We start from the raw sequence: 11849 nt of genomic DNA, 5'->3' as shown, positions 1-11849 counted from the left end.
ACGAGTTTAAATTGCAAATAAAAATAGAAGAGCAGACAAACTTTTATTATTTGGTTTACTCCATCACTTTTTAAATTTCAGACATTAATATAAAAAGGTTAGAGAATTAACTTCTCTAACCTTTTTATATACACTATTAGGTTTCAAACAGTAAAGATGCCCTAATGCTACCATTGATCCTGTTCCCTATTCAACCTTGTATAAACAAAAAAAATCAGATATTACCACTATTCAAAACCAGTTACAATTCTCTCTTTCATTTTCTGTATTACTTCACTGCTCAATACTTTTTGACCAGCAGGAAGTTTTAATATGGCAGCGGCACCTTTACTAAGGTATATTTCTTGATCATTATTTTGATTTACTACCAATATTCCTTGCCCTTCAAATTCGAAATAACTAATATCTTTTGTTTCATTTGTATTATTTTTTATTGCTTTATATAATCCATATAAATCTTTACTTCTATTTTCTCCGCCCGTTCGAATCGGTTCAGTATCATTCGCAACAATTAGTCCTTCTGGCTGCTCACCCTTCATAATAAACCACAGCTTTTCATTTGTTGGTAATAGTAAATTCTTAAATTCAGAGCTATTTAAAATTTGCTGTGCTGGAATTGTTTCATAGATTGGTAACGAAAATGGAGATGTTGTTATTTTTTCAAAACTTAAATTTTCAGAAGAACTTCCCTTACTATATTGATAATCTTTTAATGCGATCGATTGTACTGATTCACTTTTATTTTTTGATGCATAACTAATTTTACTAGCGAAAATAATAACGGTCATTAAGCACATGCACAGTATCACAAGCTTAAGTAGTTTTCCCATTTATGAACCCCCGCTTTTAATATTATTAGTTTGCATGGATATTATAAACAGTTTCACTCCACCAAAAATTATTATTGTTATGGAACGTACTGAAATTATGATTATAATGATCACCATACCAAGGGTCCATGTATGTTATATAATCTGTTCCATTTGTCCCTTTATAAAATCCATCAAGTACTAGAAAGTGTCCGATGTTAGCTCCATTTTGCCACATAATGAGTGCAATCATCGGCTGATTACTATTAATTTGACTTTTGAACCAATCATAAGATTTTGCTCCAGAACTTATAGCTGAGCTAACACCATATCCCGATAATCCATATTGTATTTCACGTGAAGTTGCAGGATTATTATATGATCCACCCTTAACATACCTAACATACTGATCTTGTGAAGGAGTTTTCCCAAAATAATTTAAAACTGAAACCGAAGTGCCTGCCCAACACCAATTTGATCTTTCTTGTAATATGTTAGGTACAGATAATTTACGGTCTGTTGGTGTACTTGGGGGATTTCCATTAATATACGCTGACGTTACATATACTTTTTTTCCATCTTTAAAATAATAAAACCAACGATTATCTAAATTTCCTGTCCAGTAATCTTTAACCGCTTCACCATACTCCCATCCTTTAAAAGATACTTTTTTATTTCCGGGAATCACATCTACAATATTTGCATTCAAACTTTTTGCCTCTCTAACATTTACATTCAATGGAGCTGTTGTTCCTGAAAATTCAACTTCTTCTGCTATTATTTTCTGAACACCAATAAAACTAAATGTGAAAAACAATAAAAACATACAAACAATAAAATGCTTTCTTTCCTTCATTTCTCCACCCCTTCATTAGTACTAAAAAACATCAACAATTCATCCTTATTAATTGTTCAAGCTTAATATTACATACTAACGAAAAATGACTTCTCATAAAGTGAAACTTTAATCAGTAGTGGTTTTATTCATCCCCCACGATTATTAGTTGAACCAATCGGGCTGCCCGGCAAATAGCGGGATAAATTCCAATACAAAAAAGGAGCCTATAAATTTTTATAGGCTCCTTTTTATTTCGTCGTTATTACTTAGCTAATTCTTTCGTACCCTTCATTACATCAATGAAGAATCCCCAGTTATTCACTACAGAAGAGATACTGATATGTTCATCTGGAGTGTGGACGTTGAAAATGTCTGGTCCAAATGAAATTGCATCTAATTCAGGCATCTTTTGAACGAATGCGCTACACTCAATCCCCGCATGCACAGCGAAGATTTCAATTTCTTTATTGTATTTTTCTTGATGTACTTTTTCAAATAAATTACGAATTTGTGAGTTTGGATTGTATGGCCATTCTGGATACTCTGACTCTATTTCAAATGTAGCACCAACTAATTCAGCAATATATTTGATTTCTTCTGCAACATGTTGTTTTAAACTACTTACAGAACTTCGCACTTCGTTACGTAATTTAATTTCATCTTGCAACGTTTCAATAACGCCTAAATTTGTTGAGCTTTCTACAAGACCTTTAATATCCATGCTCATACTTTGAATACCATTCGGAATTAAGAATAATGATGAAATAAGCTGCTTTTGTGTCTCTTTAGCAAATACTTTTTCAACTGTTTCATCCAATTTTGTCAGTGTAACATGAACATCTGGATCAACAGCACGCATTTCTTCTTGTAATACACGTGTCCATGATTCTAGTTTTTCTTCTACTTGTCCTACATCTTCTGTACGAATTAAAATTGTAGCTACACTTTCACGCGGAATTGCATTCGTTTTTAATCCGCCGTGAACTTCACTTATGTAAAACTCCGTACGTGCTGATAAATCACGTAATACTCGTCCTAATACTTTGTTCGCATTACCGCGTTGTTTATCAATCTCCATACCAGAATGTCCGCCTTTTAGACCACCAACATATAGACGGTATGCATCCATATTCGCTGGCGCTTCATCCCAAATTACGGGAATTGTTTCAACAGCTTTCGCACCACCTGCACTACTTACAAGTAATTTATGATCTTCTTCAGAATCAATATTTATAAATATCTTTCCTTCAAAATGATTTGGATCAATAGCAAAAGCCCCGCCCATTGTCGTTTCTTCTTCAGTAGTGATAACGACTTCAAGTGCTGGATGCAGAATTTCTTTCGAATCTAATAAAGCTAATGCATACGCAACTGCAATACCATTATCAGCACCTAGAGTTGTTTGATTTGCATATAACATGTCCCCAATGATTCGTAATTCAATTGGATCTTTTTCAAAATCATGTACTGTTGCTTGATTTTTTTCGCAAACCATATCCATATGACCTTGAATAATAATAGCTGGTACATTTTCATAACCAGCTGTTGCTTCTTTTTTAATAATGACATTTAATGCTTCATCTTGAATGACTTCTAAGTCACGCTCTTTTGCAAAGCCCACTAAATAATCACTAATTTCCTTTTCATTACCTGATCCTCTAGGAATCTTTGAAATTTCTGCAAAATGATAAAATACAGGGTGCTTTGTTAATTGTTCTAAAGTAGAATACATTTTTCAAGCTCCTCTCAAAATGAAAAAATAGTATGTAAGTCTTTTATCATTATACCATGATTCATTATTTTACCTTTCTTTTAACTTTTATTCTTCATTTTATGTACAACACTCTTACAATATTGTAAGGGCGTTGTAAGCTATATCGATTTTTCTCATTTAATAATAGTCGTATACTTTTTAAAGAAACACATTAAAGGAGATAAAGAAAATGAAAAAGTTTTTAGCAATTATTACACTATGTTTATTATTTTTTAGTTTTACTATTGGCTGTGAGAGAGCGTCACTAAATAGAATTGGTAAGGATGTATATTACATGCAGATAAAAGGCGAAGGAACTATCGAAAAAGTAGATGGTAGAAACTTACGAAACTATACGCTCCCCGCATATGATGAAGATGGTGTCAAAAAACAAATTACATTTAGAAGTACAAAAAAAGAAAACAACCATAAATTAAGTGAAGACGCGTTTTTACGCCTTTATGTAGATCAAGATGATAATAGCAAAAATGAAATATCATCAATTGAAGTAAAGTCCTATGAAGAGATTCAGAAAGCAGATTTACCTGAAAAAGTAAAAGATAAGTTTACTATTAAATAAAAAAACAAAAGAAAATGCTCTATGCATTTTCTTTTGTTTTTTTCACCTGTATATATTTTGAACTACTATTATTCATCAGTTTCTCTAACCGATTTATATTCTCCGTTAATGCACCTTTCACAAGAGAGAAATCTGTATTGGATTCTTCTTTTTTTTCTTTAAAAAACGAAGACTTTTGTACATTGACTTCAGCCATCTCTTCTCCCCCTTTTCAAAAAGATACAACCTTTTATTTATATTATATAGCAAATGTAAAAAGAGTGTACACTTATGATTTTCTTTTTAATTCTTCTTCTAATTCTTCTACTTGCTGCAACGTATCCCCTTTTATTAAAGAGAAATCTGTTGTATCTTCGTTATCTTCTTTAAAAAAATCATTGTCATAATCTTTTACCACTACAATCACCTCTACATGCTAGTGTAGGAATGATTGTCCAATTTTATTCAACTTTGTCGGATTTTGTTTTTAATTTATGTATAGAAGAAAAGGACAGAAAAAGATTCTGTCCTTATTTACTAAAATAACTGTGATGTATTGTTAAATTATATACATTTTCAAAATCCCGATCTTGCAGGTTATTTTTCTTTCCATCAATAACAATGAAAACGTCACTTACTATTTTTGCTGGTATAACCCCGACATTTTCTACTTGCACCGCTTTCTGCTCATTCAATTGCTCCATATGTTCTAACGGAACGATAATACTAAATTGCGAGCGAATACCACGAAAGTTTGTATTTAATTCTTTCGCGGCTTCAAAAACAACAATTTTCGCGCCAATCTTTTCCCCGTATGAATCTAAAAATGCATTTAAGCTCTTTGTATATTCCTCTTCCGTATGCCATTCCATCGTACCGAATACTGCTGGATTAACATTTTGAATAATTGTCGTGTATATTTCTCCTCTCGCTTTAGATGCAATTAATGATCGTTTTATGGATTGAACTGTCTTGCCAATATCGCTAAATTTCGCACCCCATATTTCTGAAATATTAGGCGTTAAAATGAATGCAATATCTACAAAAATAACCATTGCAGTAAACATTAAAAGATTTTTCCAGAGGGTTAAATCGATTCCTTTTATCATGAAATACACGGTGACAGATATGATAAACAAACCATACCAAGTCTTTCTAATACGTTGCTTTTTCTCCTCGTACAACTCTTCATTTTTCCAATAAAAGAAAACAAGGACTACAAAGACAATCGCTAAAACAAATAAGCCAATTCGAATGTTAGAGATCATTAATCACATCACCCTCCATTCAAAAACTACTCACGATATCATTACATGCGCAAGCTGCTCTCTTTATGACAAAAGACGTGGACAAGCTTCTAAAATTAGCTACATCGCATATATATTAGAAGGTACCACGTCTTTTATCCTGCTATTTGTGGGCAGTAAGACCCCACTGATTAAAATTCCACTTTACCATGAGTCTATATTGTATATGTAGACAAGCATTCATTTCAAATTTTCGTATTAAAAAGAAATATGTTTCGGAATTTCCCCTTCAGGTACTTCTCCATCCATACTTAAATAATAATGACGAATCGGACGTAAGTTTTCGTCTAATTCATAAACAAGCGGAATGCTAGTTGGAATATTTAATGAAACTACACCATCACTTGAAAGGTTGTCTAAATATTTTACTAGCGAGCGAATTGTGTTACCGTGTGATGAAATAATTACTTTATTATCACTTTTTAATGTCGGCGCAATTTCTGAATGCCAATAAGCAAGTACTCTCTTCTCCGTATCCTCTAAACATTCAGTTAATGGAAATTCACCTTTTTTGAGTGTTTTATATCTTGGATCGGTCGCTTCATATCGAGGATCGTCTTCAGTAAGAGCCGGTGGTCTTACATCAACACTTCTTCTCCAAATATGAACTTGCTCCTCACCATATTTTTGAGCAGTTTCATCTTTATTCAACCCTTGCAATGCACCATAATGTCTTTCATTTAGCTTCCAAGATTTATGTATTGGGACCCAAGTAAGATCCATCTCATGAAGTACAATCCATAACGTCCGAATTGCGCGTTTTAATACAGATGTATAAGCCACATCAAAAGTATATCCGTTTTTCTTTAATATTGCTCCTGCTTCTCTCGCTTCACTTAATCCATTCTCTGATAGATCAACATCTGTCCATCCAGTAAAGCGATTTTCAAGATTCCATAAACTTTGTCCGTGACGAATAAGTACAAGTTTTATCATTATAATTCCCCTTTCGGAAATGTGAATTTTATTGTTCCATTACGTACACGTATAAAGTATCTAGTAATGTATCTTTTTATCCATTCACTCTATGACCAATCGATAGTTGCCAAATGTATGGATAAAATTTGTTCTTTTTCAAACGATAAAAACAGAAGCTTTTTCATTATTTTTGATCGACTGGTATTTCCCGTTTCGATATCCAAGCATCAAAACCTGATCGGCTATTTGCCATTTCATTCATAACTTGGTGCCAATTGTCCTCACATGATTCACCAAATTTTGAAAAAATAGCACCCATTTGTTGTCTTTGTACATCACTCAGTTTTTTCTCTAAATCTGTACCTTTTTCTGTTAAAGACAACTGTTTCACACGTCGATCATGCATAGCTTCATTACTCTCAATTAAGCCCTTTTCCACAAGTTGACGTAGCGGCCCGTGGAGAGCTTGTTTACTTATTTCTAATAGTGATAATAACTCATTTACACTTATCCCTGGAAAACGTGCGATAAAAAATAAAATTCGATGATGTACTCGTTGAATGCCATATTCTTTTATAATTTCATCTGGCTTTTCAGTAAATGTTTTATATGCAAAATAAAATAATGCTAATGCCTCATTCATCTGTTCTTCTTTATGTTGTGTCATCTACTTTCCCCCTGTATGTAAATTATACCACAATCTAGTAATGAATATTTTAATCAACGCATTAGAACTTGTTCAGTCTATTGAAACATTCATTGCATAATTAGGAGATGATTCATTTGAAAAAACAATATACTGTAAGTACATATTTATTGGATAGACTACACGAATTAGGAATTGAACATATATTTGGGGTTCCTGGTGATTATAATCTTGCCTTTTTAGATGATGTGGTAGCACATAAAAATTTAAAGTGGATTGGCAATTGTAATGAATTAAATGCTGCATATGCAGCAGATGGGTACGCTCGCATAAAAGGAATCGCCGCTCTTATTACTACTTTCGGTGTTGGAGAATTAAGCGCTATTAACGGTATTGCTGGCTCATATGCGGAAAACGTGCCAGTTATAAAAATTACAGGTACACCACCAACAAAAGTAATGGAAAATGGAGCAATCGTCCATCATACGTTAGGAGATGGAAAGTTCGATCACTTTTCCAATATGTATCGAGAAATCACTATAGCACAAACAAATGTAACACCTGAGCATGCTGCTGAGGAAATTGACCGTGTTTTACGTGCATGTTGGAATGAAAAACGCCCTGTTCATATTAATTTGCCGATTGATGTGTATAATAAACCAATTAATAAACCGACAGAACCTATTATAAATAAACCTATTTTAAGTAATAAAGAAGCATTAAATAAAATGCTTCTACATGCCATTTCAAAAATAAATAGTGCCAAAAAACCTGTTATTTTAGCTGATTTTGAAGTAGATCGATTTCATGCTAAAGAAAGTTTACATCAATTCGTAGAAAAAACTGGGTTTCCCATCGCGACGTTCAGTATGGGAAAAGGAATATTCCCAGAAAAACACCCTCAATTTATAGGTGTTTATACTGGTGATGTAAGTTCGCCGTACTTGCGAAAAAGAATTGATGAATCTGATTGTATTATTAGTATTGGTGTGAAGTTAACTGATACTATTACAGGCGGCTTCACACAAGGTTTTACAAAAGAACAAGTTATAGAAATCCATCCCTACACTGTGAAAATTATAGATAAAAAATACGGTCCAGTTGTAATGCAGGATGTTTTACAACATTTAAGTGATTCAATTGAGCATCGTAATAAAGATACCCTTGACGTTAAGCCATTTATTTTAGAATCATCACCTTTTACTGAAGAGTTCAATCCAAAAGCACAAATGGTCACACAAAAACGTTTTTGGCAGCAAATGTACCATTTCTTACAAGAAAACGACGTCTTAATTGTAGAGCAAGGAACACCTTTCTTTGGTAGTGCTGCTATCCCTCTACCTAATAACACTGCATATGTAGGTCAACCGTTATGGGGATCTATCGGATATACACTGCCCGCTCTACTTGGTACACAGCTCGCCAATTTATCACGGCGCAACATTTTAATTATTGGTGATGGTTCTTTCCAAGTAACTGCCCAAGAGTTATCAACTATACTACGTCAAAATTTAAAACCGATTATATTTTTAATCAATAACAACGGATACACTGTTGAACGTGCCATTCACGGCCAAAACCAACTTTATAATGACATACAGATGTGGGATTACAATAAACTATCAATGGTATTTGGATCCGAAGAAAAAAGTCTAACATTTAAAGTAGAAAATGAAGCAGAATTAGCAGAAGTCTTAACAAATATAACTTTTAATAAGAATCAACTTATCTTTATTGAAGTTATAATGAGCCAAAGCGATCAACCTGAATTGTTAGCTAAACTCGGGAAAAGATTCGGTCAGCAAAATTCTTAATATAAAAGCATAACCTAATTATACAACTAGTAGTGTAAAACTTGTTTTGAGAATAGTTTCGACACTCAAAATACATAAGGAAAAGGATGGAAAGTACCATCCTTTTCTATTTTAAGAGCCTTCTTCGACTAACGCCCCGTGCGACAAGCAAAAATTCTTAATCCATCTTTAATTTTATAGCTTTTGTCGCAATAAATGTTTTAATATGCTTATCCAATATCCTTGTTCCACCAAAATCATCCTCATAAAAACCTGTTATAGCAAAACCAGCATCAATTTGGCCTTGGATTTGGTCTTCTAAAGTATGCGCATATTCTATTGTTTGATTTGAATCGATGTAATCTTGAACTTCATCCTCTGGTAAATAATCCAATGTTGATGAAGGAATTGAATGTTTAACATCCAGAATACCTTTTTGCTCTTGGTTATCATCAAAAATCCATAGTAACGGATTTGTAAATCCAGCAATAAGAACACCTTTATTCTTTAAAACCCTAGAAACTTCATTCCATACAAGATGAACATCTTTTACAAACAAATAAGCTACGCTTTTTCTTTTTTATTCAGCAAGAGTTAACTGCCAAGATACACCATACTTATCATTTAACCAGCCAAACTTTTTACTAAACGGATAGGAACCTAAAGGCATAAGAATTGCTCCATCCTGCGCTAGTTTATGAAAGACCGTATCAATTTCTTCTTCTGTCTCACAAGTTACATAAAGAGACATAGCTGGAGTGAATGTAAAATTATGATTTACATAACTATCAATACACATAAACTCTTGGCCATTTAGCGTAAAAGTTGCATGAATTACAGTTCCCTCTTTACCAGGTCCATTTTCATCGTAGCGAGAAATACTTACAATTTCTGATTGATCAAATAGCGAAGTATAAAAATTCATCGCTTCCTCAGCTTTGCCCTCAAACATTAAAAACGTAGTAATTTTTTGATTTGCGTTACTCATATGGAGACAGCCCCTTGTTATGTATTTATGTAAAACATACGTCACTCAAAAACCGAACGTATATTCCTATTAATATATTGTCTATAAAAACGATGAGTTTGTCAATTATCTACTTTATTATTTCTTCTTAAATAATGCTGTCCAAAGAAATGATTCTCCAAACATTTCATTCGGTTGTTTCATTTGTTTCATCCTTCTAATCTCAATTACCTCAAATTCTTTAAATATCTCTCTTAACTTTTCTTCCGAGTATGCAAGACCACCTTGTAGACTCCACCCTCTATATACATCCCAATCTGTTATTTCTGATCCATTTCGCTCATCTAAATCGCCTGCCGCAAAACATGTTAATCCGAAATAACCACCCGATTTTAATGAGTTTTTAATTAAATCCACATAATTTATTCTTCTATGCGGTGGAATGTGATGCAAACAGCCCGAATCGTATACAAAATCAAACTCGTTTTGAACCTCTAAATTAAAAATTGAATCACAAATAAAATGAATTGCTACCTCTTTTGCCAATGCCCTTTCTTTAGCCCAATTAATGCCTTCTACAGATAAATCCACTGCTGTTACATCAAATCCTTGAGTCGCTAAATAAATGGCATTTCTACCTGGACCACACCCAAGTTCTAATACTTTCCCTTTTGAAACTCTCTCTTTTTGTATATACGAAACTAGGTTCTCATCTGGAACATTTCCAAAAAATGGAACATCCTTTTCTCTATTCTCATAAAATTCATTCCAAAATGGTTCTGCAGGTCTTAATAATGAATCAAGCATTTTTAAAATGTCTTCTTGTGTGTGTAACGTTTCATTTTTCATTAATACCCCTCCACAAATTAATAGTCAGAAAATTATTATATATCTTTTTGAACTTTCAAACAAAGGAAAAACTCCTACTATTTGTATTGACTTACTTATCCTATACTTTGAAAATAAATCTATTAATACAGCGATGAATTGGAGTTCTACCGACCCAATAATTTTTTTACTGATATTAACAGCTTGGACCTTTATTGGTGGCCTTATAGGAATGAATACGCCAACTACTGCGAAAACAACGATTAGAAGTATAATTACAATCACACTTACATTGTTCTTACTTTTGTACTTAATATTAATAGTGTGTTTTTAGTATCTTTAATCGCATCGTAATTATTAAATTCATTTTTTTGATTTAAATAGAATAAAACTCAATATTCCGTTAATACTGTATATGACATTAGATTTTCTCCTTGTTCCCCCTTGGAGAACCGAGCAGTTAGCGTTTGCTAGCTGCTCTTTTATTTTCTGCAATTGGTTACACTTACCTGATGTTTTTAGCGTAATATTAAGTTAAGATATATAAGAATAAAATATATTTGGCTGTTATACCATTACCCTAGGAAACTAGGGTTTTAATTTCCATAAAATTAAATTTTTGTTAAAAATAATATACTTACCAAATATTGTTTTTGTTTAAAATAACTGCTCTAAATAAATTAGATACATTTAGTATGTTTACCACAACATTCATGTTAAAATCCCTTGTGAGTACGACACAACTCGACCTTATGAAGCCTTGCAGCCATTATAGTGGGGCTCTTTTTTTAATTGAATTAACACTTTTGTATAATTTTCTAACTTTTCCCCCACTTTACATTATTAAATTCATATATAATAATTAATATAGTTGTAGCATTTTATTATTAGGAGGTGTAATTATGTCATTTGCAGCATGGAGTGCAATTTTTATGACTTTGATTGGAGCAATGTCCGGAGCAATATTTGGTACAATCTCTTCTAAAAATAAGAGCAAAAGTAGGAACTAAAAAACCTAATATTAAAAGTTAATATCTATTTCAGTACCAGCTGATACGCCCTTGACATTTCAGCTGGCATTTTCTATTTAAATAAGAATTTTATTAAAAACTTATATGGATATATTATCCAATACATAATTAATATATTAGAAGTGTTAGTAATGCTAAAAATAATAATGATTTTGTTATACATTTGTTTCGGAGTAAGTTCAGTTTTTAGATTAATAAAGGAATTTCAAAAGCCACAGAAAAAACAGTTCTTGATTTTAGTTGATTCTCTAATTTTGATAGGAGCAATATTTTTAATGGCTAGTTTCTTTATCTAAATTACATAAAAAAACTTCCAGTGAGTGAAACAGCTAGCAAAAGCTAACTGCTTTTTAATGACAATTACTAGTTTGTTTAAATTCACCTTAATTCATATCAAGTT

12 protein-coding genes and 1 pseudogene are annotated in these 11849 nt (G+C 32.5%); 2 read left to right on the top strand and 11 right to left on the bottom strand.

Features of this window, described 5'->3' with window-relative positions; translation table 11 throughout:
* Positions 1 to 227: 227 nt before the first annotated feature.
* The 3 genes from ACQGSG_RS22145 to pepD all read right to left on the bottom strand — a co-directional run bounded on the left by ACQGSG_RS22145 (position 228) and on the right by pepD (position 3379).
* Positions 228 to 830, bottom strand: a complete 603-nt coding sequence (locus ACQGSG_RS22145; protein ID WP_000517260.1) for a hypothetical protein — start codon at positions 828 to 830, stop codon at positions 228 to 230.
* Between the two features lie 25 nt (positions 831 to 855).
* Positions 856 to 1665 carry a papain-like cysteine protease family protein gene (locus ACQGSG_RS22140; RefSeq protein ID WP_000664542.1) on the bottom strand — a complete coding sequence of 270 codons (810 nt, stop codon included), beginning with the start codon at positions 1663 to 1665 and terminating at the stop codon, positions 856 to 858.
* 244 nt (positions 1666 to 1909) lie between these two features.
* On the bottom strand, positions 1910 to 3379 hold the full coding sequence (gene pepD, locus ACQGSG_RS22135) for a beta-Ala-His dipeptidase (protein ID WP_000287533.1): 1470 nt from the start codon (positions 3377 to 3379) through the stop codon (positions 1910 to 1912).
* A gap of 211 nt (positions 3380 to 3590) precedes the next feature.
* Here pepD and ACQGSG_RS22130 point away from each other — a divergent pair, with 211 nt between their 5' ends.
* Entirely contained in the window at positions 3591 to 3980 is a 390-nt protein-coding gene (locus tag ACQGSG_RS22130; protein WP_325842915.1) for a YxeA family protein, read from the top strand.
* A 19-nt stretch (positions 3981 to 3999) separates the two neighbouring features.
* Here the strand turns inward: ACQGSG_RS22130 and spoIISB are convergent, their stop codons facing one another.
* The 5 genes from spoIISB to ACQGSG_RS22105 all read right to left on the bottom strand — a co-directional run bounded on the left by spoIISB (position 4000) and on the right by ACQGSG_RS22105 (position 6851).
* Entirely contained in the window at positions 4000 to 4176 is a 177-nt protein-coding gene (spoIISB, locus tag ACQGSG_RS22125; RefSeq protein WP_000852627.1) for a stage II sporulation protein SB, read from the bottom strand.
* A gap of 72 nt (positions 4177 to 4248) precedes the next feature.
* Complete coding sequence (locus ACQGSG_RS22120) at positions 4249 to 4377, bottom strand: hypothetical protein (protein ID WP_000237818.1); 129 nt, start codon at positions 4375 to 4377, stop codon at positions 4249 to 4251.
* A gap of 112 nt (positions 4378 to 4489) precedes the next feature.
* Positions 4490 to 5227, bottom strand: a complete 738-nt coding sequence (locus ACQGSG_RS22115; RefSeq protein ID WP_000624979.1) for a type II toxin-antitoxin system SpoIISA family toxin — start codon at positions 5225 to 5227, stop codon at positions 4490 to 4492.
* 237 nt (positions 5228 to 5464) lie between these two features.
* Positions 5465 to 6202, bottom strand: a complete 738-nt coding sequence (gene gpmA, locus ACQGSG_RS22110) for a 2,3-diphosphoglycerate-dependent phosphoglycerate mutase (RefSeq protein ID WP_000594151.1) — start codon at positions 6200 to 6202, stop codon at positions 5465 to 5467.
* 166 nt (positions 6203 to 6368) lie between these two features.
* Entirely contained in the window at positions 6369 to 6851 is a 483-nt protein-coding gene (locus ACQGSG_RS22105; RefSeq protein WP_000191888.1) for a MarR family winged helix-turn-helix transcriptional regulator, read from the bottom strand.
* A 107-nt stretch (positions 6852 to 6958) separates the two neighbouring features.
* Here ACQGSG_RS22105 and ACQGSG_RS22100 point away from each other — a divergent pair, with 107 nt between their 5' ends.
* Positions 6959 to 8644: an alpha-keto acid decarboxylase family protein gene (locus ACQGSG_RS22100; protein WP_097918591.1), complete on the top strand. Its 1686-nt coding sequence runs from the start codon at positions 6959 to 6961 to the stop codon at positions 8642 to 8644.
* A gap of 157 nt (positions 8645 to 8801) precedes the next feature.
* Here ACQGSG_RS22100 and ACQGSG_RS22095 read toward each other — a convergent pair.
* From ACQGSG_RS22095 to ACQGSG_RS22085, 3 genes and pseudogenes are all read right to left on the bottom strand, one after another.
* Positions 8802 to 9191: pseudogene (locus ACQGSG_RS22095) on the bottom strand (SAM-dependent methyltransferase); the annotation flags it as partial.
* A 12-nt stretch (positions 9192 to 9203) separates the two neighbouring features.
* Complete coding sequence (locus ACQGSG_RS22090; RefSeq protein ID WP_000063587.1) at positions 9204 to 9611, bottom strand: VOC family protein; 408 nt, start codon at positions 9609 to 9611, stop codon at positions 9204 to 9206.
* Between the two features lie 117 nt (positions 9612 to 9728).
* Complete coding sequence (locus tag ACQGSG_RS22085) at positions 9729 to 10439, bottom strand: class I SAM-dependent methyltransferase (RefSeq protein ID WP_098605356.1); 711 nt, start codon at positions 10437 to 10439, stop codon at positions 9729 to 9731.
* Between the last annotated feature and the right edge of the window lie 1410 nt (positions 10440 to 11849).

It is taken from the genome of Bacillus sp. GMa5/1 (genome assembly GCF_050172015.1).
GTDB classification, from domain to species: domain Bacteria; phylum Bacillota; class Bacilli; order Bacillales; family Bacillaceae_G; genus Bacillus_A; species Bacillus_A cereus.
This window is presented reverse-complemented; position numbering and strand designations above follow the sequence as displayed.